The organism is Lachnotalea glycerini (assembly GCF_003201285.1).
Taxonomy (GTDB): domain Bacteria; phylum Bacillota; class Clostridia; order Lachnospirales; family Lachnospiraceae; genus Lachnotalea; species Lachnotalea glycerini.
In genome coordinates, this window is record NZ_QICS01000002.1 from 338,484 (window position 1) to 362,934 (window position 24,451).

21 protein-coding genes and 1 other annotated feature (1 of these 22 running past the window's edge) are annotated in these 24,451 nt (G+C 34.0%); of the genes, 18 read left to right on the forward strand and 3 right to left on the reverse strand.

Annotated features, from left to right (window positions below):
* Positions 1–8 precede the first annotated feature (8 nt).
* From C8E03_RS05905 to C8E03_RS05970, 14 genes are all read left to right on the forward strand, one after another.
* Entirely contained in the window at positions 9–971 is a 963-nt protein-coding gene (locus tag C8E03_RS05905) for a DUF6115 domain-containing protein (RefSeq protein WP_110290544.1), read from the forward strand.
* Positions 968–1,534 carry an endolytic transglycosylase MltG gene (locus tag C8E03_RS05910; protein WP_094379634.1) on the forward strand — a complete coding sequence of 189 codons (567 nt, stop codon included), beginning with the start codon at positions 968–970 and terminating at the stop codon, positions 1,532–1,534. Before C8E03_RS05905 ends, C8E03_RS05910 begins: the two co-directional genes overlap by 4 nt.
* 139 nt (positions 1,535–1,673) lie before the next feature.
* The gene (gene rpsB, locus C8E03_RS05915; protein WP_094379632.1) at positions 1,674–2,408 is read left to right on the forward strand and encodes a 30S ribosomal protein S2; all 735 of its coding nucleotides are present in this window, start codon (positions 1,674–1,676) and stop codon (positions 2,406–2,408) included.
* Positions 2,409–2,629: 221 nt separating this feature from the next.
* Entirely contained in the window at positions 2,630–3,553 is a 924-nt protein-coding gene (gene tsf / locus C8E03_RS05920; RefSeq protein WP_094379630.1) for a translation elongation factor Ts, read from the forward strand.
* A gap of 198 nt (positions 3,554–3,751) precedes the next feature.
* Positions 3,752–4,717: a polysaccharide deacetylase family protein gene (locus tag C8E03_RS05925; RefSeq protein WP_242993417.1), complete on the forward strand. Its 966-nt coding sequence runs from the start codon at positions 3,752–3,754 to the stop codon at positions 4,715–4,717.
* Positions 4,718–4,732: 15 nt separating this feature from the next.
* Positions 4,733–5,527 carry a polymer-forming cytoskeletal protein gene (locus tag C8E03_RS05930; RefSeq protein ID WP_110290545.1) on the forward strand — a complete coding sequence of 265 codons (795 nt, stop codon included), beginning with the start codon at positions 4,733–4,735 and terminating at the stop codon, positions 5,525–5,527.
* Between the two features lie 20 nt (positions 5,528–5,547).
* Positions 5,548–6,243 (forward strand): UMP kinase, encoded by a 696-nt coding sequence (gene pyrH / locus C8E03_RS05935; protein ID WP_094379627.1) that lies wholly within the window; start codon positions 5,548–5,550, stop codon positions 6,241–6,243.
* A 13-nt stretch (positions 6,244–6,256) separates the two neighbouring features.
* Positions 6,257–6,811, forward strand: coding sequence for a ribosome recycling factor (gene frr, locus C8E03_RS05940; RefSeq protein ID WP_094379626.1), 555 nt, complete (start codon positions 6,257–6,259; stop codon positions 6,809–6,811).
* 118 nt (positions 6,812–6,929) lie between these two features.
* On the forward strand, positions 6,930–7,634 hold the full coding sequence (locus tag C8E03_RS05945) for an isoprenyl transferase (RefSeq protein ID WP_094379624.1): 705 nt from the start codon (positions 6,930–6,932) through the stop codon (positions 7,632–7,634).
* Positions 7,635–7,637: 3 nt separating this feature from the next.
* Entirely contained in the window at positions 7,638–8,438 is an 801-nt protein-coding gene (locus C8E03_RS05950; RefSeq protein ID WP_094379622.1) for a phosphatidate cytidylyltransferase, read from the forward strand.
* 67 nt (positions 8,439–8,505) lie between these two features.
* Positions 8,506–9,648: a 1-deoxy-D-xylulose-5-phosphate reductoisomerase gene (dxr, locus tag C8E03_RS05955; protein WP_110290546.1), complete on the forward strand. Its 1,143-nt coding sequence runs from the start codon at positions 8,506–8,508 to the stop codon at positions 9,646–9,648.
* A 1-nt stretch (position 9,649) separates the two neighbouring features.
* Positions 9,650–10,681 carry an RIP metalloprotease RseP gene (gene rseP / locus C8E03_RS05960; protein ID WP_094379618.1) on the forward strand — a complete coding sequence of 344 codons (1,032 nt, stop codon included), beginning with the start codon at positions 9,650–9,652 and terminating at the stop codon, positions 10,679–10,681.
* Between the two features lie 129 nt (positions 10,682–10,810).
* The gene (gene ispG, locus C8E03_RS05965) at positions 10,811–11,869 is read left to right on the forward strand and encodes a flavodoxin-dependent (E)-4-hydroxy-3-methylbut-2-enyl-diphosphate synthase (protein ID WP_094379617.1); all 1,059 of its coding nucleotides are present in this window, start codon (positions 10,811–10,813) and stop codon (positions 11,867–11,869) included.
* On the forward strand, positions 11,870–16,330 hold the full coding sequence (locus tag C8E03_RS05970; protein ID WP_094379615.1) for a PolC-type DNA polymerase III: 4,461 nt from the start codon (positions 11,870–11,872) through the stop codon (positions 16,328–16,330).
* Positions 16,331–16,449: 119 nt separating this feature from the next.
* On the opposite strand, the gene C8E03_RS21890 is transcribed toward C8E03_RS05970, so the two are convergent.
* On the reverse strand, positions 16,450–16,599 hold the full coding sequence (locus C8E03_RS21890) for a hypothetical protein (protein WP_170122911.1): 150 nt from the start codon (positions 16,597–16,599) through the stop codon (positions 16,450–16,452).
* 642 nt (positions 16,600–17,241) lie between these two features.
* Between C8E03_RS21890 and holA the strand changes: the two genes are divergently transcribed.
* From holA to C8E03_RS05990, 4 genes are all read left to right on the forward strand, one after another.
* Entirely contained in the window at positions 17,242–18,219 is a 978-nt protein-coding gene (gene holA / locus C8E03_RS05975; protein WP_094379613.1) for a DNA polymerase III subunit delta, read from the forward strand.
* 159 nt (positions 18,220–18,378) lie between these two features.
* Positions 18,379–19,494 (forward strand): RNA polymerase sigma factor RpoD, encoded by a 1,116-nt coding sequence (gene rpoD, locus C8E03_RS05980; protein ID WP_094379611.1) that lies wholly within the window; start codon positions 18,379–18,381, stop codon positions 19,492–19,494.
* Positions 19,495–19,660: 166 nt separating this feature from the next.
* Positions 19,661–20,251 (forward strand): zinc dependent phospholipase C family protein, encoded by a 591-nt coding sequence (locus C8E03_RS05985; protein ID WP_094379610.1) that lies wholly within the window; start codon positions 19,661–19,663, stop codon positions 20,249–20,251.
* 229 nt (positions 20,252–20,480) lie between these two features.
* Entirely contained in the window at positions 20,481–21,680 is a 1,200-nt protein-coding gene (locus tag C8E03_RS05990; protein WP_170122912.1) for a CapA family protein, read from the forward strand.
* An 83-nt stretch (positions 21,681–21,763) separates the two neighbouring features.
* On the opposite strand, the gene C8E03_RS05995 is transcribed toward C8E03_RS05990, so the two are convergent.
* A complete protein-coding gene (locus tag C8E03_RS05995) occupies positions 21,764–22,078 on the reverse strand; it encodes a DUF1540 domain-containing protein (protein WP_094379606.1) in 315 nt (104 codons plus the stop codon).
* 105 nt (positions 22,079–22,183) lie between these two features.
* Positions 22,184–24,145 (reverse strand): threonine--tRNA ligase, encoded by a 1,962-nt coding sequence (thrS, locus tag C8E03_RS06000; RefSeq protein ID WP_094379604.1) that lies wholly within the window; start codon positions 24,143–24,145, stop codon positions 22,184–22,186.
* 137 nt (positions 24,146–24,282) lie between these two features.
* Positions 24,283–24,451 (reverse strand) — a binding site (T-box leader) (it continues 32 nt past the right edge of the window).

Below are 24,451 nucleotides of genomic sequence, written 5' to 3' on the forward strand. Positions count from 1 at the left end.
GAGAAAAGATGACAGCGTTCGATATTGTTATAATAATAATTGGTCTAATTATTTTCATATGTAGTTTTTTTGTTTCCGAGAAGGTAACTGTTGGGAGTGAACAACTAAAGGCATCAATTGATGAGAATGAGATTAAGAAACTTATCAATCAACAAATTCATAATATGAGTGACGAAATTAATGAAACAATAAGTGAAGCAATCGATAATTCTATCGAAGGAGTAAAGCGTTCCATGGAGAAATTGTCAAATGAAAAAATTATGGCAATTAATGAATATTCCGACACTGTTATGGATTCTATTCATAAAAATCATAATGAAGTTATGTTTTTATATGGGATGTTAAATGATAAGAATAAAGAAATAAGAGAGACAGCAGAATTAATTACAAAAGCAAATAAAGGAATTAGTAAAAAAATAACGGATGCGTTTGCTGTTACTGAAAAAATGGATAAACAAATGGCAGAGATAAATATATTTGCCACGAATCAAAAGGAGTCAATCGATAAGCTGGCAAAAAGTGCATCAACTATTGAAATTTTGGAGGAACAAATAAGAAATATAGAGCTAATGGCGCTACAGTTTTCAAATGATATGACTAATGAAGAAAAGAATAGAAGTATGAAAAAACTGGCTAATGATGAAGAAAGCAGCTTAGGTATTTCAGAATTAGATGACATTGAAACTAATTTAGTTAATTTAGTAGCAGACAAAAACTTTGAAAATGGAAAAAACAGGTATGAAATAGATATTGAAAATTCTGATGAAGATATAGAAGGAATTTTAGAAAACATTTCGAATGATACAACAGTCGAGAATATTAAAGATACAGAAAATGCTTCTAATTATAACAGCAAAATCTTAGAAATGAGTCAAAGTGGATATACTTCACTTGAAATAGCGAGAACTTTAGGGTTGGGTGTCGGAGAAGTTCAATTAGTAATTGATTTATTTGAAGGGGGAAGACGATGAAGCTTAAATACTATTTAAGAGGCATTGGAATAGGAGTCGTTGTTACCGCAATTTTATTTATGATTTCAAGTGGAAGTGAAAATGATAAAATAACAGATACCCAAATTTTACAAAGAGCCCAAGAGCTTGGTATGGTAACACAAGAGGATTATGACTCAGTAAATAAAGATTTGTCCGATTCTAAAACAAGTATTGACGATTTAAAAAGCAAACTAGAGAATGCAGACGAAGCTAGTGAAGAACAGTCAGATACAGATAACAATAAAGAGGCAGCCACTGAGACTGCTGCAACGGATACAGACTCTAATAATACTACAGTGCAGGAAACTGAAATAGCTGGTTCAACCAGTGAATTTACAACCGTTACTTTTAATATCTCTCCCGGAATGGGATCAGAATCTGTTGCAAATCTTTTGCAGGATAAAGGAATTATTGCGGATGCGAAAGACTTTAATAATTACATAGTAGATTCAGGAGATTCCAATAATTTGCAGGTTGGTGAATATGAAGTGAAAACAGGTGAAAGTTATGATACAATATTGGGAAAAATTACCGGAAGATAGAAAAAGGGCTTGCTTATGGCAAGCCTTTATGTTATAATTCAAGACGGTAAAAAACACGTATGCGGATTTTTAAGTGGGTGCCGAAAGGTTACTTAAAGATATGAAGTGTGCGGAAGAAAACAACCACGGAGGTAATAGAATGAGCGTTATATCAATGAAACAATTACTTGAAGCTGGAGTTCACTTTGGACATCAGACAAGAAGATGGAATCCTAAAATGGCAGAGTACATCTACACAGAGAGAAATGGAATTTACATTATTGACTTACAAAAGTCAGTTGGTAAAGTAGATGAAGCTTACAAAGCAATTGCAGATGTAGTTGCAGATGGTGGTACTATTCTTTTTGTTGGAACGAAAAAGCAGGCACAAGATGCTATCAAATCGGAAGCAGAACGTTGCGGAATGTTTTACGTAAATGAAAGATGGTTAGGTGGAATGCTTACTAACTTTAAGACAATTCAAAGTAGAATTGGAAGACTTAGAGAAATCACAACCATGCAGGAAGATGGAACATTTGATGTTCTTCCTAAGAAAGAAGTTATTGAGCTAAAGAAAGAGTTAGAAAAGCTTGAAAAGAATCTTGGTGGAATTAAGAATATGAAAAAGACTCCCGATGCAATTTTTGTAGTAGATCCTAAAAAGGAAAGAATTTGTATTCAGGAAGCTCATACATTAGGTATTCCATTAATCGGTATTGCTGATACAAACTGTGATCCAGAAGAATTAGATTACGTTATTCCAGGTAATGATGATGCTATCAGAGCGGTTAAGCTTATCGTTTCTAAGATGGCAGATGCTGTTATCGAAGCGAATCAAGGCAGCCAGATTACAGAAGAAGTTGTTGCAGAGGAAGAAGCAGCAGTTGAAGCTTAATTTATCAATCTAGCTGAGGATAGTCTTTGGCAATTGGATTTAAGTATATAGTGCTTCAACCTGTATTATTCAGGTTGAAGCATTTTCTAAATAATTTATATGAGCTTGAGGAAATAATCTGTTTGCAGAAGAGCTTGTCAATAATATGACGGTCAGATAGGCTCGTCAGGTTAGTTTCTCATGAATAATAAAATAAAATATAAACCGGAGGTAAATATAGAATGGCGATTACAGCAGCAATGGTAAAAGAGTTAAGAGAAATAACAGGTGCTGGTATGATGGATTGTAAGAAAGCACTGAATGAAACAAACGGTGATATGGAGGCAGCAGTTGAATTTTTAAGAAAGAACGGACAAGCAAAGGCTGAAAAAAAGGCTGGCAGAGTTGCAGCAGAAGGACTCGTTAAAGCTGTTATTAAAGATGATAAAATTGCAGCAATTGTAGAAGTAAATAGTGAAACAGATTTTGTTGCTAAAAATGAGGAGTTCCAGACGTTTGTTGCAGATGTAGCGAATCAGGCATTAAATACTTCATCAACAGATACAGATACATTTTTAGGTGAAGCTTGGTTAGCAGATACTACTAAAACGGTAAAAGAAGTATTGACAGAGAAGATAGCGGTTATTGGAGAAAATTTAAATATCAGAAGATTTGACAAAATTGAAGCAAAAAATGGATGCATCGCATCTTATATTCATGGTGGTGGAAGAATCGGTGTTATTATTGAAGCAGACACCGATATGATTAATGATGATATTAAGGCTGCATTAACAAATGTAGCAATGCAGGTAGCAGCATTGTCACCAAAATATGTTTCAAGAGATGAAGTTTCAGCAGAATATATGGAACATGAGAAAGAAATTTTAAAGGCTCAGGCAAAGAATGAGAATCCAGATAAAAAAGATGATATTATTGATAAAATGATTGTTGGACGTTTAAATAAGGAATTAAAAGAAGTTTGCTTATTAGATCAGGTCTATGTAAAAGACGGTGATTTAACTGTAGCTAAATATATAGCACAGGTGGCAAAAGAAACAGGAGCAAAATTAAGCTTAAAGCGTTTTATTCGTTATGAAACTGGTGAAGGAATTGCAAAGAAAGAAGAAAACTTTGCTGAAGAAGTAGCAAAGCAGATGGGTCATTAATTAGAAAGGAAGGCGACTTTGCGGAAAATTTTCGTAAAGCCGTTTTTTCTTAAAAAAAAATCGAAAGAATCTTTTAGACTTTATAAAAATGAATAAATTTTATAAAAAAATATGCCGATTTAATAAAATTTTTATCCCCTTTTTTTAAAATGTGGTACAATAGTAATAGAATGGTGGCATATGTCTGGGGGAATTTGCGTGAATGATGCAATAATGTCGATTGAAGAAAAAAATAGGCAAAGAAAAGCAAGAATTGGCAAAATTAAAAAGCTAATAGTAGGAAGTGTAATAGTATCTATTTTATTTCCTACCATTTTAAGTTTATGCTTAATGTTGAAAGTGTTTTCATTACAAGAACAGGTAAATGAACTGACAAAAATGATTGAGAATAAGAAAGAGTCCAGTGAAGTGGACAAGACAGTTGATTTGGCAGATGGTGTATATGCCACGGAGCTGCCTGAAAATATGCAAGTTCAGCCGATGGCTAATGTAGAATCTACAACTGAGGCGAATAGCAATGAAATAGAAGAAACGATAGTATATTTGACATTTGATGATGGGCCAAGTGAAAATACCTCCAGTATATTGGATATATTGAAAGAGCATAATGTGAAAGCGACTTTCTTTGTGACTGGAAAGGAAACAGATGAAGCAAAGGCTCTTTATAAACGAATAGTGGATGAGGGGCATACACTTGGAATGCATTCATATTCTCATCAATATAGTGAAATATATAATTCTGTTGAGTCTTTTGCAAATGATGAGAGGAAACTAAGAGATTTGTTGTATGAGGTTACAGGTGTAATTCCAACTTTATATCGATTTCCAGGTGGAAGCAGTAATCTGGTAAGTAACATAGACATGACAGAATTTATTAAGTATTTAAAGTCAGAAGGCATTACGTATTTTGACTGGAATGTTGCGAGCGGGGATGCAGCAAGTCAAAATGTCGATGTAGATACATTGGTAAATAATGTACTAAATGATGTAGGATTGTATCATACCTCTGTAGTATTGATGCATGATACAACAGAAAAAACTACATCAGTTGAAGCCTTAGGTAAAATTATTGAAAGTATTCAAGCGTTAGGAATTGAAATGCGGCCGTTGGATGAAAATGTTCCGCCAGTCCAACATATTAAAGCAGAATCAGTAAACAATTAGAATGGAGGATTACAAATGAGTTTTTTTAAAGAATTTAAGGAAGATTTATCGCAGGCAGTAAACGAATTATTACCAGAGGAAGAATTATTAAGTTCAGATACTGAGATAAAAAATGATGATGAGTTATTAGAAGATTCTGATGATAGTATAGATTTAGACGACTTTGATAATTTATTAAAGGCTGTAAGCAGTACTTCAGAGGACGAGGTTAAACCAGAGGAAGAAAATGCAGTAGAAGAAGCAAGTGTTATAGAAGAAAATGTTATAGAAGAAAATGTTATAGAAGAAGAATCTCCAGAATTAGAAACTGTTTTTGCAGTTGAGGAACCTAAAGCAGTTTCAGAGAATAATGAATTGAGTGATGAATCTGCCGTTATAACGAGAGGAACTACGATTAAGGGTGATATTGAGTCAACAGGTTCACTTGAGATTGTTGGTACTGTTACAGGAAATGTATCATGTAGCGGTAAACTCACTATAACAGGTAAAGTTACAGGTAACTCAAAAGCTAGCGAAATTTTTGCTGATTCAGCTAAAATTGAAGGTGAAGTAGTGAGCGAAGGTACAGTAAAGGTTGGAGTAGGTTCTGTTATAATAGGTAATGTAACAGCTACATCAGCAGTGATAGCCGGAGCGATTAATGGAAATATAGATGTTAATGGACCAGTTATCGTTGATTCTTCAGCAGTTATTATGGGAGATATAAAATCACGCTCTGTACAGATTAATAATGGAGCTGTAATAGAAGGTTTCTGTTCACAAAGCTATTCAGATGTTAATGTTAAGGCATTCTTTGAAGAGAAGAATTAGAATACAATTTGAGGTGCAAGATGAAAAGAGTTTTATTAAAACTAAGTGGGGAAGCTTTAGCAGGAAACAAAAAAACTGCTTTTGATGAAGCAACTGTAATCAAGGTTGCTAAGCAAGTGAGAGAGCTTGTAGATGAGGGCATTCAAGTTGGTATTGTAATTGGAGGTGGCAATTTCTGGAGAGGAAGAACCAGCGAGAATATTGACAGAACAAAAGCGGATCAAATTGGTATGTTAGCTACAGTGATGAACTGTATTTATGTATCAGAGATATTTCGAACAGAAGGAATGCTTACACAAATTTTGACTCCGTTTGAGTGCAGTACGTTTACAAAGCTATATTCAAAAGATAGAGCCATGAAATATTTCAATAAGAATATTGTGGTATTCTTTGCTGGTGGATTAGGTCACCCTTATTTTTCTACAGATACTTCTACAGTATTAAGAGCCATTGAAATAGAGGCAGATGTTATTTTGCTTGCAAAAGCAATTGATGGAGTATACGATAGTGATCCAAAGACAAATCCTAATGCAAAAAAGTATGATGAAGTGTTAATCGATGAAGTGATTGAGAAAAAGTTAGCTGTGGTTGATATGACAGCTTCAATTATGTGCATGGAGAACAAAATGCCTATGCTGGTATTTGGACTTGGTGAGGAGAACAGTATTATAAATACTGTAAAAGGAAAGTTTAACGGAACAAAAGTAACTGTATAAAGGAGGAATTATTATGGATGAAAGGTTAAATCAATATAGCACTAAAATGGAAAAGTCATTTGATAGCTTATTGGGTGAATTTACTGCAATTAGAGCGGGGCGTGCTAATCCACATATTTTAGATAAATTAAGAGTAGATTATTATGGAAGTCCTACTGCGATTCAGCAGGTAGCGAATGTGAATGTTCCTGAAGCAAGAATGATTCAAATACAACCATGGGAAAGCAGTATGCTAAAGGAAATTGAAAAGTCAATTTTAACTTCAGATTTAGGTTTAAATCCTACCAATGATGGAAAAACAATTCGTTTGGTATTTCCAGAATTAACAGAGGATAGAAGAAAACAATTAGTAAAAGACGTTAAGAAAAAAGGTGAAGCAGCTAAGGTGGCTATTCGAAATATCAGAAGAGATGCAAATGATGCGTTTAAAAAGCTTGGTAAATCAAATGATATCTCTGAGGATGAAATAAAACAATTAGAAGATGATACACAAAAATTAACGGATAAGTATATAACAGATATTGATAAAGCGGTAGAATCTAAGTCAAAAGAAATACTTACGGTGTAATTTACAAATTTGCTATATGGAAGGTCTCTTGTTGGTTGTGCAATGACCAGATTAAGGACCTTCTTTTTTTTCGATAGATAAATAAAACTTAGGTTGAGTGAACTGAAAGGAGTTCTATATGAATATTCCGCAACATATTGCTATCATTTTGGATGGTAATGGGAGATGGGCTGCTAAAAAGGGGATGCCAAGAAATTATGGACATACACAGGGTGCAAAAACAGTAGAAAGAATATGTGAAGATGCATATAAGCTAGGAGTTAAATACTTAACTGTATATGCGTTTTCTACTGAGAACTGGAATAGACCTAAAAGTGAAGTAGATGCATTAATGTCGCTTCTTAGAAATTATATGAAAACATGTACGAAAACTGCTGCAAAAAATAATATGAAAGTTAGAATAATAGGTGATAAAACAAAATTAGCCAGTGATTTACAAAAAAGTATAGAAAAATTAGAAGAATCTTCAAAAGATAATGATGGATTGAATTTTCAAGTTGCCATCAATTATGGTTCAAGAGATGAAATTTTAAGAGCAATAAAAGAGATGCTGAAAGATAAAGAAGAAAATAAAATTATGATAGATATAGATGAAGAAATGTTTTCTGCATATTTAGATACGAAGGATATTCCGGATCCGGATTTGTTAATTAGAACCAGCGGAGAACTAAGACTATCCAATTTTTTATTATGGCAGTTGGCCTATGCTGAATTTTATATTACAGATGTATTATGGCCGGATTTTAATAAGGAAGAATTGGTCAAGGCGATTGAACAATATAATAGTAGAGACAGACGTTATGGAGGCGTGAAGGGAGAATAACTTATGTTTAAGACAAGATTATTAAGTGGCATCATTTTAGTAATACTTGCTTTATTTACATTGATTCAAGGGGGAGATATATTATTTGCCACCACTTTAATTATCTCGTTGATCGGATTATCAGAGATTTATAAGGTGGTTAAGATTAATAATAATTTAATAGGTTTTATTGGATATATAGCTGCTATTTGTTACTATTTTCTGCTTAGATTTGAATTAAAGATACATTTGATGCAACTTATAATGGGATTTTTAATATTTTTAATGACAGCATATGTTTTTTCGTTTCCCAAATATAGAGTAGAACAGATTATGACAACTTTTTTTGGACTGTTCTATGTTGCAATTATGTTATCATATATATACCAGACAAGAATATTACAAGATGGAGCATACATAGTATGGTTAATCTTTATTTGCTCTTGGGGGTGTGATACCTGTGCGTATTGTGTTGGAATGCTTTTTGGTAAGCATAAGATGGCACCCAGATTAAGTCCCAAAAAGTCAATTGAAGGAGCAGTGGGCGGAGTTTTAGGAGCAGCGGTTATAGGTGTTATCTATGCAAGTATAATTAATAATTATTTAATAAGTAAGCATGATGTGATAGCAGGCTATGCAGTTATATGCTCAATTGGTGCGATGATTTCGCAGATAGGAGACTTGGCAGCTTCAGCAATTAAGAGAAATCATGATATTAAGGATTATGGTCGATTAATACCAGGCCATGGTGGAATATTAGATCGATTTGATAGTGTAATATTTACAGCTCCTGTTATTTACTTTTTAGCGACTTCTATATTATAATAGAGAATGGACGAAGTAAATAGTTAAATAACGATTTATTAGTAAAGTCCTATGAATGGAGGGAAGTATGAAACAAATAGCAATTTTAGGTTCCACGGGTTCTATTGGGACGCAAACACTGGATGTTGTGAGAGAGAATAAGGATTTAAGTGTTGCCGCACTTGCTGCAGGCACTAATATAGAACAACTTGAAAAACAAATCAGAGAATTTAAGCCAGCTTATGCGGCTGTTTGGGATGAGCAAAAAGCGAAAGAGCTTACTGTTTTAGTTAAGGATACTAATACGAGAGTAGTTAGTGGAATGGACGGACTAATTAAAATTGTTACCTTAGACCAAATTAATATTGTAGTTACAGCAATAGTGGGTATGATAGGAATTAGACCTACTATTGCTGCGATAGAAGCAGGAAAGGATATTGCGCTTGCCAATAAAGAGACATTAGTTACGGCAGGGCATATTATTATGCCTCTGGCAATAGAAAAGGGAGTAAAAATACTTCCCGTTGATAGTGAGCATAGTGCAATTTTTCAAGCTCTAAATGGTGAAAACCCAAAGCAAATTAATAAAATATTATTGACAGCGTCAGGAGGTCCATTCAGAGGTATGAAGCTCGATGACCTTGCAAAGGTAAGCTTGGAAGATGCATTGAAGCATCCGAATTGGTCGATGGGTAAGAAGATTACGATTGATTCTTCTACTATGGTAAATAAGGGTTTAGAGGTCATTGAAGCAAAGTGGCTGTTTGATGTAAGTGTGGATGAGATTCAGGTGGTAATTCAGCCGCAAAGCATCATTCATTCTATGGTTGAATTTGTGGATGGAAGCATTATTGCTCAGCTTGGGATGCCAGATATGAAGCTCCCCATATTATATGCATTGCTTTATCCTGAAAGACGTAATATGCATGGTGAAAGAGTAGACTTTGCTAAATTAGCAAGTATCACCTTTGAAAGTCCCGATATGGATACGTTTAAGGGACTTAAATTGGCTTATTCAGCAGGTAAAACGGGAGGTTCCATGCCAACTGTATTGAATGCTGCAAATGAAAAAGCAGTCAGTAAGTTTTTAAATCGCGAAATAGCATATTTAGACATTGTTCGTATTATTGAACAGTGCATGAATAAACATAAATTAGTAGATAATCCAAATATTGAGCAAATAATAGAAATAGAGAAATCAGTACATGAACTGATTGAAAGCAGGTGGTAGTTTGAAGATTATTTTGGCATTGTTGATATTTAGTTTAATTGTAATTATACATGAATTGGGACACTTTCTTTTGGCAAAGAAAAATGGTATTTATGTCACCGAGTTCTCTGTTGGAATGGGACCAAGGTTAATTAGTTTTGTAAAAGGAGAAACCAGATATTCACTTAAGCTTTTTCCATTTGGTGGTTCTTGCATGATGCTTGGGGAGGATGAATCAAGTGATGATGAGCGTTCCTTTGGGAAAAAGTCGGTTTGGGCTAGAATATCAGTAGTTGTAGCGGGACCTATTTTTAATTTTATTCTGGCCTTTATCCTTTCATTATTTATTGTTGGTAGTATAGGCTATGACGCTCCGGTCATTTATCAGGTAATGGATGGTTATCCAGCTCAGGAAGCAGGATTACAATCTGGGGATAAAATTATTAAAATTAATAATGAGAAGATTCATTTGTATCGTGAAATTTTGGTATTTACACAGTTTAATCAGGGTGAAACAGCAAATATTGTTTATGAAAGAGATGGACAGCAGTACAGTGTAATTTTAGAACCGAAGCTTTATGAAGAATCAGGAAGTTATTTGTATGGCTTTCAGGGTTCAGGTACGAGAGTGAAAGGCAATGCGATTACCACGATAAAATACAGTGCCTATGAAGTAAAATACTGGATAGTTACAACAGTAAAGAGCATTGGTATGATTTTTAAAGGGAAAGTAACCGCAGATGATGTGCAAGGACCGGTTGGAATTGTTGATAATATAGGTAAAACTTACGAAGAAAGTAAAAGTGACGGTGCATTTTATGTATGGCTTAATATGCTAAATATATCCATTTTGTTGAGTGCCAATTTAGGTGTCATGAATTTACTTCCATTGCCGGCTTTAGATGGTGGAAGACTGGTATTTTTAGTAATTGAAGCAATCAGAGGAAAGGCAATAGATAAGGAAAAAGAAGGAATGGTACATTTTGTTGGACTAATGCTTCTTATGGCACTTATGGTATTTATCATGTTTAATGATATAAGACGTTTGTTTTAAAATAAAAAGTTCGCATTGCGAACTTTTTACTTTACGCAAGGATGATACCAATGTGAACTTAGAACTTTAAAGAAGTAATTAAAAATAACCGTTTCTCATGGTTTACAAAAGCGCAGGAAAGGAAAATTTATGTACAGAGATCATACAAAAGTAATTCAAATCGGTAACCGGGTGATCGGTGGTGGAAACACAGTATTAATACAATCTATGACAAATACAAAAACAGAGGATGTACAGGCTACAGTGAAGCAAATTAAAGTACTTGCAGCAGCGGGATGCGATATTATACGCTGCGCAGTTCCGGATATGAAAGCAGCGCAGGCTTTAAAAGCGATTAAAAGCGAGATTACAATACCTCTTGTGGCAGATATACATTTTGACTATAGGCTGGCAATTGCTGCAATTGAAAACGGAGCGGATAAGATTCGTATCAATCCGGGAAATATCGGAAGTATAGATAGGGTAAAAGCAGTAGTGGATACAGCAAAGGAAAGAAATATACCCATTAGAATAGGTGTAAACAGCGGCTCTTTAGAAAAAAATCTATTGGAAAAATACAATGGTGTTACAGCACAAGGAATTGTGGAAAGTGCATTAAATAAAGTGAAATTAATTGAAGACTTAGGTTACGATAATCTTGTAATCAGTATAAAATCTTCTGACGTTTTAATGTGTGTCAAAGCTCATGAATTAATTTCCCAAGAAACAAATTATCCTCTGCATGTAGGAATTACAGAAGCAGGAACAATATCATCAGGAAATATTAAGTCTTCTGTAGGTCTTGGAATTATTCTACATCAGGGAATCGGAGATACGATAAGAGTTTCTTTGACAGGAGATCCTTTAGAGGAGATAAAAACAGCTAAATTAATATTAAAAACCTTAGGTATTCGTAAGGGAGGAATAGAAGTAGTATCTTGCCCGACCTGTGGAAGAACAAAAATAGATTTAATAAGGCTTGCCAATGAGGTGGAAAATATGGTAGCTGACATACCACTTGACATCAAAGTTGCGGTAATGGGATGCGTTGTGAATGGTCCTGGTGAAGCAAAAGAAGCCGATATCGGTATTGCTGGCGGAATTGGCGAAGGGCTGCTGATTAAGCATGGCGAAATCGTGAGAAAGGTACCCGAAGAAGAATTGTTAAGTACATTAAGGGAAGAATTACTTAATTGGAGTGAACAGTAAATGAGTAAACTGTTTTTTGATGCATTTCAAAATCTAAAATTGAATAGTAATTTGCAAAGTTTATTGGAGGAAGTGGAAATAACTAAGATTTCTTCTAATAGTAAGAGAGATTTTATTCGAATTTACTTAAATAGTACAAGATTGATAGAAAAGAGAGATATCTATTCCATTGAAGAGGAAATAAAAAAGCAGTTATTTCCCAATACTGCTATTACGATTAAGATAATAGAATCTTTTCAACTGTCAGAACAATACACGCCTTCTAAACTTATGAAAGCATATCGGGAAAGTATTTTAGAAGAATTAAAAGAATATAGTATGCTTGAATATAATCTTTTCCTTATGGCTAACTATGAATTTGAGGAGGAGAAATTATTAAAGCTAAAGCTTGAAAATTCTGTGGTTTCAATTAGCAAGGCAGATGAATTGGTGCGAATTTTGGATAAAATATTTAACGATAGATGTGGATTTAAAATTATAGTCAATGTTGAATATGAAGAGCCAAAAGTAAGTAAGGCTCGAAAGATGAGTGAAAAAAAGATTGAGCAGGAAATTGCACTTATTGTCAGTCAGTCATCTATTGTCCAGACAAACAATAATGAGGGGATAGAAACGTATGATAGCAATGAGCGCAAAGAGGAAAGAGAAGAAGACAAAAAAATTCAGAAATCAGATCAAAAACAAAGAGAGAAAAAGACCTTTACAGATAAGAAAAACTATAATAAAAATGGTTATGGACAATATAAAAAGTCCGATAATCCGGATGTAATTTATGGACGAGATTTCGAAGAGGAAGAAATCAGTATCGATAGCATAGTTGGTGAAATTGGCGAAGTAGCAATAAAGGGAAAAGTAATATTTTTAGATAAGCGTGAAATTAGAAATGAAAAAACAATTATTATTTTTAATATAACAGATTTTACCGATACAATAACAGTGAAAATGTTTGTTAAAAATGAACAATTGGAAGAAATATTAGCAGAATTAAAAGAAGGTGTTTTCTTAAAAATCAAGGGAGTAACAACAGTTGATCGATTTGATAGTGAACTCACAATAGCATCAATAGCAGGTATGAAAAAAATACCAGATTTTACAACGGGCAGAATGGATACCAATCCAGAAAAAAGAGTTGAATTGCACTGTCATACGAAGATGAGTGATATGGATGGTGTGTCCGATGTGAAAGATATTATTAAGCGAGCCAAGAAATGGGGACATAAAGCTGTCGCGATTACAGATCATGGAGTGGTTCAGGCTTTTACGGATGCAAATCATGCAGTAGATAAAGGAGAAGACTTTAAAATAATTTACGGAGTAGAAGCTTATTTAGTAGATGATTTAAAAGACATTATTGAAAATGTAAAGGGACAAAGTCTGGATGAAACACACGTTGTATTTGACCTTGAAACAACAGGTTTTAGTCCGATTAAGAACAAAATTATAGAAATAGGGGCAGTTAAAATTATAGCTGGAGAAATTGTTGATCGATTTAGCGCATTCGTGAATCCAACAGTACCAATTCCGTTTGAAATTGAAAAGCTAACTGGGATCAATGATAATATGGTAATTAATGAACCTAAAATTGAAGAAATTTTGCCAAAGTTTATGGAATTTTGTAATGGTTCAGTTATGGTTGCACATAATGCTGGCTTTGACATGGGCTTTATTAAGGCTAATTGCGCCAAATTGGGCTTAGAATGTGATTATACGGTAATTGATACGGTCGCAATGGCAAGGCTTCTTTTACCAAGCTTAAACAGGTATAAACTAGATAGCGTGGCTAAGACACTTGGAGTTTCATTAGAAAATCATCATAGAGCCATAGATGATGCAGGCTGCACGGCAGAAATATATATAAAATTTATTGAGATGCTCAAGGAACGAGATATTTATGATCTTTCAGCTGTAAATAAAACAGGTGGGATGACGGTTGATGCTATAAAGAAGCTTCCAACATATCATGCAATTATTTTGGCTAAAAATGATGTTGGCAGAATTAATTTATATAAACTGATATCCTATTCTCACATTAACTATTATAGCAGAAGACCACGGATACCAAAAAGTGAGTATTTAAAGCACCGAGAAGGCCTCATTATCGGCTCTGCATGTGAAGCAGGTGAATTATATAAGGCAGTGCTAAATGGTGAGCCAGAAGAGGAAATTTCGAGGTTGGTAAATTTTTATGATTATTTAGAGATACAACCTCTTGGAAATAACCAATTTATGTTAAGGGATGAGAAATATTCACAAATTACATCTAATCAAGATTTAATTGCAATTAATAAAAAAATCGTACAGCTGGGTGAGCAGTTTAAAAAGCCCGTTGTGGCAACCTGTGATGTACATTTTCTTGATCCCGAAGATGAAGTGTATCGTAGAATTATTATGGCAGGAAAAGGCTTTAAAGATTCAGATGAGCAAGCTCCACTTTATTATAGGACGACAGAAGAAATGTTAAAGGAATTTGAATATTTAGGAAGTAAAAAGGCTGAGGAGGTAGTCATAACCAATACAAATAAAATAGCAGATATGATAGATAAAATATCACCAGTAAGACCGGATAAATGCCCACCCGTTATTGAAAATTCGGATCAGACACTTAGAGAAATTTGCTATGCTAAGGCTCATGAGATATACGGAGAGAAGCTTCCGGAGGTTGTTACGGAAAGATTAGAAAGGGAACTTAATTCTATTATTTCAAATGGATTTGCTGTTATGTATATTATTGCACAGAAACTTGTTTGGAAATCCAATGATGATGGGTATCTGGTAGGATCAAGAGGGTCTGTTGGGTCTTCCTTTGTTGCTACTATGTCAGGTATTACTGAGGTAAATCCGCTTAGACCACATTACTATTGCTCCAAATGTCATTATAGTGACTTTGATTCGGATGAAGTAAAGTCCTTTTCAGGTGGGGCAGGGTGTGATATGCCGGATAAGCTTTGTCCGGTTTGCAACGAGCCTCTTAAAAAAGAAGGCTTTGATATACCGTTTGAAACGTTCCTAGGTTTTAAGGGAAATAAAGAACCTGATATTGATTTAAACTTCTCTGGAGATTATCAAAGCAATGCTCACAGGTATACAGAGGTAATATTTGGAAAAGGACAGACGTTTCGGGCGGGTACGATTGGAACGCTTGCTGATAAGACTGCATTTGGATATGTTAAAAATTATTATGAGGAGCGGGGTATACATAAAAGAAACTGTGAAATTTCTAGAATAGTGGGAGGCTGCGTGGGGATTCGAAGAACGACAGGTCAGCATCCCGGAGGTATTATCGTTTTGCCTCATGGGGAAGAAATCTATTCGTTTACCCCGGTACAAAGACCTGCAAATGATATGACAACTGATACGATAACCACACATTTTGATTATCATTCGATTGATCATAATCTATTAAAACTTGACATTCTAGGACACGATGATCCAACCATGATTCGTATGCTTGAGGACATTACCGGTTTAAACGCCATCACAATTCCTCTGGATAACAAAGAAGTAATGTCTTTGTTTAGTAGTACAAAGGCATTAAATATAACGCCAGAGGATATTGGAGGCTGCCCACTTGGGGCGCTAGGCATACCAGAGTTTGGAACTGATTTTGTTATTCAGATGCTTATTGATACAAAACCAAAGTCTTTCTCTGACTTAGTACGAATTTCAGGGCTTTCTCATGGAACAGATGTTTGGCTTGGGAATGCTCAGACTTTAATTCAAGAGGGAAAAGCAACTATTTCGACTGCGATATGCACACGAGATGATATTATGACTTATCTCATTAATAAAGGGGTAGAAAGTGAGCTTTCCTTTACTATTATGGAAAGTGTAAGAAAAGGCAAAGGCTTAAAAGAAGAATGGAAAAAGGTAATGATAGAAAATGATGTTCCAGAGTGGTATATTTGGTCATGTGAAAAAATAAAATATATGTTTCCAAAGGCACATGCAGCAGCTTATGTCATGATGGCTTGGAGAATTGCCTATTTTAAAGTGTTTTATCCATTGGCTTATTATGCAGCCTATTTTAGCATACGTGCATCTGGTTTTACCTATGAGCTGATGTGCCAGGGAGTGGATAAATTGGAGTACTATTTAAACGACTATAAAAAAAGAGCAGATACTCTGTCTAAGAAAGAGCAAGATACGCTAAAGGATATGAGAATTGTACAAGAGATGTATGCCAGGGGGTTTGAGTTTAAACCAATCGATATATATAGTGCGAAAGCACATCGATTTGAAGTTGTGGATGGAAAGCTTATGCCAGCCTTAAGCACAATTGATGGTTTAGGTGATAAAGCAGCAGATGCCGTAGTAGAAGCTGCAAAAAATGGTAAGTTTTTATCAAAAGACGATTTTCGCCAAAGGACTAAGGTAAGTAAGACAGTAATTGATTTGATGGATGATTTGGGTTTGATGGGGGATTTACCAGAATCAAATCAGTTATCCTTGTTTGATTTTTAATTCATCAGATGTCCAATAACTATCATGCTCAGAGTCTCTTGTAGTAAACTGTTTATCAAATCATTCTAGTAAAGTATTTTATTTTACTTAGTTAAAACAAAACAGATAAAGCCAATTAATTAGGCTTTATCTGTTTTAAGTATAAATGTTCTTATAAGTTTATTCAATGTTTCGGTCAATTGGTTTGAAGTTTTGCGCCACATTTCGCATTCGTGCTCAAGATCTCGAATTTCCGATTCTAATTTTTCAATCTGTTCATTATCATTCATATAATTCCCCTCCAATGTTATGCTGAATTATTTGAAACTTAATCAAATTATAAAATAAAAAAATGAAAAAGTAAATAAAAAATTAAAAAAATATAATAAAAAAGTTAAAAAAATGAGTAATTAATTTTATTATATAGCAAAAATAAACAAAAAGATAAAAAAATGATGAAATTTCAACAGAATTAATAGGTTTTTTTTGTTATTGCAAAAACTTATTAGAAAGATTAAACTATTAAATAAGAAAGTTGGATAATTACATTAAAAAAAACAAATACCGCTGGTGGGTATCCAGCGGTTTGCGTTTTCTATTACTATAATAAAAGGGAGAATTTAGCCAATTTAATTGGCTATGAATATGAAAAAGTTTTATTACTATGGTTAAAAGTATAAATAATGAATATGTAAAATCTATGAACGAACTATGAATACACAGTAAAGGTTATGAAACGTTTTTGTTACTAAGTACATTAGAATAAAATTTACACTATGGTATAAATATTATTTTAATTTCATTTATATTAATAATAACTCATATGGAAGTAATTTACTTGCCTAATAGTTGACAAAAAGTCAAAAACTGAATTAAAATGTAGAAGAGTGGGTTATTATATACATATAAATAAATGCCGCCGGAGGTATTGTATGAGAAATCTCAATGAAGATTTGAAAAATAATAAATTTAAGAATATGTATTTGCTTTATGGTGAAGAATCATATTTAAAGCGATTATATAAAAATAAGTTAAAATCATCAATGCTTTCTTTGGATGACTCAATGAATTGCAGCTACTATGAAGGGAAAGGTATTAATCCAAATGAAATAATAGATTTAGCTGAAACAATGCCGTTTTTTGCCAATCGAAGAGTCATCATAATAGAAAACAGTGGATTTTTTAAAGAAAAGTGTGATGAGCTTGCAAGCTATTTGGACAATCCTTCTGATAGTACTTGCTTTGTCTTTGTGGAAAATGAAGTGGATAAAAGGGGGAAACTGTTTAAAAGAGTAAAAGAAAAAGGACGGGTAGTAGAGCTTACAACGCAGGATGAAAGTAGCTTAACAAGATGGATATTAGGGCTTTTTAATAAGGATGGTAAGAAAATTACCCAAAATGCGATGCAGTTGTTTTTATCAAAGACAGGAACCGATATGGGACATATCCAACAGGAGATTGAAAAGCTGATATGCTATGTTGGAAGTAGAGAAAGTATAACAATAGACGATGTAAATGAAATAGGTACAACATTAGTTGCCAATAATATATTTGATATGGTAAATGCTGTAGCAGAAAAAAAGCAAAAAAATGCTTTAGAACTATATTATGACTTATTGGCATTAAAGGAACCTCCAATGAGAATACTATTCCTAATTACAAGACAATTTAATCTGCTTTTACAAGTAAAGGATTTAAAACGCTTAGGTTTTCATCCAAATGATATTGCAAAGAAAATAGGATTACCAAGCTTTGTTGTGAATAAATATGTAGCGCAGTCTTCAAAATTTACAGTTGATTGGTTAACAAATGCTTTAAATTCTTGTGCTGATTCAGAAGAGTCGGTTAAGACAGGAAGAATAAATGATGTGATGAGTTTGGAGCTTTTAATTATTACCTTTAGCAGATAAATAGTCATAAGAAAAAATAATTCAGGAGTTTTTTTATTGTTAATACTTCACAAAATAGTTTTTTTTCTAAGATTAAGTATTCAACGGCAAAAAAGTATGCTATAATGTTGTCGTTTGTCAAAAAGAGTCGAAATTATATGGAATAAAAGGGTGAAATAGATGGATGAAGCAGTAGTAAAATTTACAAAAATTATGGAAAAGTTATTAAAAACTGCAAAAGCAAATAATAATACATTGGAGCTTGAAGAAATTAATGATGCATTTGAGGGTACGGAACTGACTCCAGAAAAGCTTGACTGGGTGTTAGAGTATTTTGAAAGACAAAATGTAGATGTTGTTACGACGAGAGTTTCAGAGGAAGAAGAAGGGGATGAAGATTCATTTCTTCTTTCAGAGGAAGAAGAAGAAGTAGAAATAATTGATGATGTGGATGTTTTAGACGGTGTAAGTACAGAGGATCCAGTCAGAATGTACTTAAAGGAAATTGGAAATATATCTTTACTATCGGTTGAAGATGAGATAACGCTTGCAAAGAAAATGAGCGAAGGTGATGAAGAGTCAAAGAAAAAACTCATTGAATCAAATTTAAGATTAGTAGTTAGTATTGCTAAAAAATATGTTGGAAGAGGTCTTTCTTTTCTTGATTTAATTCAGGAAGGGAATATTGGTCTTATGAAAGCAGTGGATAAATTTGATTATCAAAAGGGATATAAATTTAGTACCTATGCTACTTGGTGGATTAGGCAGGCAATTACTCGTGGTATAGCTGATTTTGCAAAAACAATCCGAGTGCCTGTTCATATGGTTGAAACAATAAATAAAACACTTAGAACTTCAAGAGTTTTGATGCAAGAGCTAGGACGAGAGCCATCTAGTGAGGAAATAGCTCAAAGAATGGATATACCTGTTTCAAAGGTAGAAGAGGTACTTAAAATTTCGAGAGATCCTGTTTCATTGGAAACGCCAATTGGTGAGGAAGAGGATAGCCATTTGGGAGATTTTATTGAAGATGATAACGCTTTATCACCATCCGATTCAGCGGCCTTTACTATGCTAAAGCAGGAGCTGTCAGAGGCCTTATCAACCTTAAACGACAGAGAAAGAGAAGTAATTAAGCTGCGCTTTGGTTTGGAGGATGGAACTCCAAGAACGCTTGAAGAGGTTGGAAAAGAATTTAATGTAACGCGAGAAAGAATCAGGCAGATAGAAGCAAAAGCTTTGCGTAAGCTTAGACATCCTAATAGAAGCCGCAAGCTTAAAGAGTTTTTAGAGTAATTGTTACAGTTCATCAAATGTTCATATAAATGTTCTTGATATTTTGGCTTTAAAAGAATAAAATGGGATTATTAAGGAACACTAGTACAAAAGACATATCGTTTAATTGCTTATCTAGTAGTAAAACGATAACAATAACAGTTTCATTGTTTATAAGGAGAATGAAGTGAGAAAAAAATCCCATATTTCTTTAGCACGTTATATTGTAAGCAGTATAGATAGGCAAGATTTATTAAAGCATAAAAAAGCATTTTATTTAGGCAATATTTTACCTGACTGTAAGCCAACATTTTTAACAACAAAACATGAATTTGGCAGTACATTTGATAAATTGAAACAAGATATGCAAAGGTTAACTCTTGCAAGTGATATTAATTTGAATAACGAAAGAGCATATTTTAGAGACTTAGGACAAGTAATACATTATATTGCGGATTATTTTACCTTTCCACATAATGTTAATTATAACGGTTCTCTAAGGGATCATTGTATTTATGAAAAGCATTTGAAAATAGGGTTACGAGAGTATATTAAAAGCGGAGAAGCTCAAAAAAATATAGAAAAGATGATTCGATTTGATTCTCTTGAAGCGCTGTTTCAGTTTATAACAGAAGCTCATGAGGAGTATTTGAGGTTTAAACGTTCCGTTCAGGAAGATTGCAGATATATTGTAAATTTGGCATATCAGGTAGTAGGAGCTATTATTAATTTATTTGAAAAGGAAATAGTCATTAAGAAATATCATTGTGTTGCTTAAAAGATTTAATATAATAATAACAATATATACACGCTGCTCATCATATATAATTGTGAGCAGCGTAATTTTATGTCATAATATACTCTCCAATTTCTTATGATACTTAATTTCTTTGTGCAGCTTACGCTTCTACAAATTACCTAAATAACATAGAAGTAATTTAGCTATTTACATAATCTCTGGTAAAAAGTATAATAATTTTAAGGAAAAGAAAGGAATGTGTCGATTTATGAAAAGAGTACTGATTCATATTTTAGAAATGAGTATAGGGATTTTATTGATTCTACTTATTATTTTAGGTATTAAATATAGAGTAGAAGTTTTGAATTATATTAAGAGTCAGACTGTTTCCGTTTCATCTGAAAAAGTTACAAATGAATTAAAGGAGCAAGAAGAACAAAAGGCCGAAGATTCTGAAGTAATCCAGGAGAGCAGCCAAATACAGGAAACAGTATCAGAGAGTGAGGAGCCAGTTCAAGAGGAAATACCACAGGTAAAAGAAACAAATCTTTTATTTACCGGAGATATTCTTCTGACTGGTTATTTACTATCGCAATATGATAGTAGTGGAATTAATGGAATTTTAGCTTCTGATATTGTACAAGAAATGGTAGATGCAGATTTAACAATGGTAAATGAGGAATTTCCCTTTAGCAATAGAGGAACTGCAATGGAAGATAAGCAGTTTACGTTTCGTATAGAACCGGAAAGAGTACAGGTTTTTAAAGATTTAGGAATAGACATTGTAACGTTGGCCAATAATCATATTTTAGATTATGGGCGTGATGCTTTAACAGACACCTTTGAAACGTTAGATGATGCACAAATTCAGTACGTTGGTGCGGGAAATAACTATGATGAAGCAAAGGCACTTAAAGAATTTGACATAAATGACAAGAAAATAGGTATTCTGGCAGCAAGCAGAGTGATTCCCGAACCAGGATGGGCAGCAGGAACTTCATCAGGAGTATTTTCAACCTACGATTCGAGTGGTCTTGAACAAGAGATTAAAAATGCTGATTCCAGTTGTGATTTTGTAATTGTTTATGTGCATTGGGGAATTGAAAAGAATGAATATCCAGAGGATTATCAAAGACAGCTTGCTCAAAAATATATAGATGCAGGGGCAGATATTGTGATAGGAGCACACCCACATGTCTTGCAGGGAATTGAGTATTATAATGGAAAACCGATTGTTTATAGTTTAGGGAATTTTGTATTTGGAAGCCAGATATCAAAAACCGTATTTTTAAAAGTTGAAATAAATGAACAAAGCAATCTTTCACTTTCAGTGGTAGCTTGTAAAACAGACGCTAATTATATTTTAAATAAGGCGGATAATCAAAAAGAAATCTACCAATACCTGACAGAAATTTCGACGAATGCAGTCATAGATGAGGATGGTATAGTAAGTGAAAAAGAAATATAATAGGATAATATTAAGAAGAATAAAAGTGCCTTTTATCCAATAGGAACCACTTGTTTTATTATGACAAGTGGTTCCTATTGGATTTATCTAGGCTTAAAGGTTGCACATTGCGTCTGTTCCGCAGCATTAGCATTGTGACCATTGATTCCTATTTGATTAGCCGCACATAATTGTTTTTCATTATAAGCACAATTGGTTGCTTCGCAGGTAACACTGGTTGGTCTGCTAGCTTCCCCTGTGGAACTGGAATAGGAATCCAAACGTTTTTCCTGAAAGCTGTCGCAGCATGTGCAGTCAGATGAACAGGCCTGCTCACCACCTACGCAGATATTGCTTTTACTGCAAAGATTACTGTCGTTGTGTTGACATTCTACAACATTACAATCGAGTAATGGCATAATAATACCTCCTTTATATGAAATGAAATTTATATATACAGGAGGTATTATTAACAATTTTATTCAATTTATTCGTAAATTATTAGGAACTTCTTAGATCGAGGCCTATTTGGTTTCTTCTTGTATATTGATTTTACGAATTTCCTTTGTTCTGATTTCTTTACATATTGTACTGATAAAATCATCAAGTGTCTTTTGACCTTCATCGCCTTCATAGCGGCTTCTTACCGATACAAGACATTCTTCTTCTTCCTTTTGACCGACTACCAGCATATAAGGTACGCGATCAAGTCTTGACTCTCTTATTTTATAACCTATTTTTTCTGCACGTTCATCAACACTGCAAAGAATTTGGTTAGCCTTTAATTCCTCAGAAACTTTATTTGCATAAGCGTGATACTTTTCAGAAATAGGAAGGATTCGAACCTGCTCAGGGCATAACCAGGTTGGGAATAATCCGGCATACTTTTCAATTAACCATGCAAGGGTTCTTTCATAGCAACCAAGAGATGTCCTGTGGATTATATATGGACGAACTTTTTCACCATTCTGATCTATATAGTACATATCAAATTGTTCAGCAAGTAAAGCATCCCACTGGATAGTAATCATAGTATCTTCTTTACCATATACATTTTTTGCCTGAATATCAACCTTAGGACCATAGAAAGCAGCTTCACCATCTACTTCTGTAAATTGAATATTTAGTTCATTTAGTACATTGCGAATTCTTTGTTGGGTATCTTCCCAAACGGTAGCATCACCAATGTATTTTTCCTTATTATTTGGATCCCATTTGGATAAACGATAGGTTACATCATCTGCCAATCCAAGTGTGTTAAAACAATACCTTGCTAAATCAAGGCAGCCTTTAAATTCATCATCCATTTGATCCGGTCTTACAATTAAGTGTCCCTCTGAAATTGTAAATTGGCGGACACGAGTCAGACCATGCATTTCTCCAGAATCCTCATTTCGAAACAATGTAGAAGTTTCACCATAACGAAGCGGAAGATCACGATATGATTTCTGGCTTTGCTTATATACATAATACTGGAATGGACATGTCATAGGACGAAGTGCGAATACTTCCTTATCTTTTTCTTCATCACCTAATACAAACATTCCTTCTTTGTAATGATCCCAATGACCGGAAATTTTATATAAGTCACTTTTAGCCATAAAAGGTGTTTTCGTTCTTACATAACCACGTCTCTCCTCCTCATCTTCAATCCATCTTTGAAGAATCTGAATCATCTTGGCACCCTTTGGCATTAAAAGTGGAAGTCCCTGACCAATTACATCCACGGTTGTAAAAAGCTCCATTTCACGACCAAGTTTATTATGGTCACGCTTTTTAATATCTTCCAAATGTGCTAAGTATTCATCCAATTCTGCTTTTTTAGTAAAGGAAGAACCGTAAATTCTGGTCAGCATTTTATTTTTCTCATTACCCCTCCAGTAAGCGCCGGAGGAAGAGATTAATTTAAAGGCCTTGATAGTTTTTGTACTCATTAAATGAGGACCAGCACATAAATCAACAAATTCACCCTGTCTGTAAAAAGAAAGAGTCTCTCCTTCGGGTAAATCCTTGATTAATTCTACCTTGTATGGTTCGTTTCTTTCTCTCATGAAAGCAATGGCTTCTTCTCTAGGAAGTGTAAATTTTTCTAAATCAGCACCTTTTTTGATAATTGATTTCATTTCTTTTTCAATTGCATCCAAATCTTCCCGTGTAAAAGGCTGTGATTCAAAGTCATAGTAAAAGCCTGTGTCAATAGATGGTCCGATTGCAAGCTTTGCCTCCGGATAAAGATTTTTAACTGCTTCTGCTAAAACATGAGAGGTGGTATGGCGATAAGCGGCCTTTCCCTGTTCATCATTAAAAGTGAGAATGTTAAGCTCGCAATCATTGTCAACAATTGTTCGAAGGTCAACAACCTCTCCATTTATTTCTCCGGCACATGCCATTCTGGCAAGACCTTCACTAATATCGGCTGCAATATCAATCACTGACATAGCATCGGCATATTCTTTTGAAGAACCATCTTTAAGTGTAATTTTCATTTTAAATACTCCTTTCAAATTATAATGTAAATCCAATTTATGAGTCATGCAGAAAAGGGTAAAAAAATGCCAGTCGACTGACATTTATACGTATTTTTCTATAGAATAAAAAAATCGTCTCTTCTGCATTTTACTACAGAAGGGACGAGATAGACTCGCGGTTCCACCCTAATTGTATTGATATAATCAATACCGCTTAATTTGATGATAACGGAATCACCGGACTGGATTAGAGTCACTCAGAGGTAGTTTTCAAATGTTTTGTCATAAGATGCTTCCAGCAATTACATCTCTCTCTGTATGCCT

Excerpts from the sequence above, each read along its gene's own strand:
- C8E03_RS05905 (WP_110290544.1), top strand. The coding sequence starts at position 9 with ATGACAGCGTTCGATATTGTTATAATAATAATTGGTCTAATTATTTTC.
- C8E03_RS05910 (WP_094379634.1), top strand. The coding sequence starts at position 968 with ATGAAGCTTAAATACTATTTAAGAGGCATTGGAATAGGAGTCGTTGTT.
- rpsB (WP_094379632.1), top strand. The coding sequence starts at position 1,674 with ATGAGCGTTATATCAATGAAACAATTACTTGAAGCTGGAGTTCACTTT.
- tsf (WP_094379630.1), top strand. The coding sequence starts at position 2,630 with ATGGCGATTACAGCAGCAATGGTAAAAGAGTTAAGAGAAATAACAGGT.
- C8E03_RS05930 (WP_110290545.1), top strand. The coding sequence starts at position 4,733 with ATGAGTTTTTTTAAAGAATTTAAGGAAGATTTATCGCAGGCAGTAAAC.
- pyrH (WP_094379627.1), top strand. The coding sequence starts at position 5,548 with ATGAAAAGAGTTTTATTAAAACTAAGTGGGGAAGCTTTAGCAGGAAAC.
- frr (WP_094379626.1), top strand. The coding sequence starts at position 6,257 with ATGGATGAAAGGTTAAATCAATATAGCACTAAAATGGAAAAGTCATTT.
- C8E03_RS05945 (WP_094379624.1), top strand. The coding sequence starts at position 6,930 with ATGAATATTCCGCAACATATTGCTATCATTTTGGATGGTAATGGGAGA.
- C8E03_RS05950 (WP_094379622.1), top strand. The coding sequence starts at position 7,638 with ATGTTTAAGACAAGATTATTAAGTGGCATCATTTTAGTAATACTTGCT.
- dxr (WP_110290546.1), top strand. The coding sequence starts at position 8,506 with ATGAAACAAATAGCAATTTTAGGTTCCACGGGTTCTATTGGGACGCAA.
- ispG (WP_094379617.1), top strand. The coding sequence starts at position 10,811 with ATGTACAGAGATCATACAAAAGTAATTCAAATCGGTAACCGGGTGATC.
- C8E03_RS05970 (WP_094379615.1), top strand. The coding sequence starts at position 11,870 with ATGAGTAAACTGTTTTTTGATGCATTTCAAAATCTAAAATTGAATAGT.
- C8E03_RS21890 (WP_170122911.1), bottom strand. The coding sequence starts at position 16,599 with ATGAATGATAATGAACAGATTGAAAAATTAGAATCGGAAATTCGAGAT.
- holA (WP_094379613.1), top strand. The coding sequence starts at position 17,242 with ATGAGAAATCTCAATGAAGATTTGAAAAATAATAAATTTAAGAATATG.
- rpoD (WP_094379611.1), top strand. The coding sequence starts at position 18,379 with ATGGATGAAGCAGTAGTAAAATTTACAAAAATTATGGAAAAGTTATTA.
- C8E03_RS05990 (WP_170122912.1), top strand. The coding sequence starts at position 20,481 with ATGAAAAGAGTACTGATTCATATTTTAGAAATGAGTATAGGGATTTTA.
- C8E03_RS05995 (WP_094379606.1), bottom strand. The coding sequence starts at position 22,078 with ATGCCATTACTCGATTGTAATGTTGTAGAATGTCAACACAACGACAGT.
- thrS (WP_094379604.1), bottom strand. The coding sequence starts at position 24,145 with ATGAAAATTACACTTAAAGATGGTTCTTCAAAAGAATATGCCGATGCT.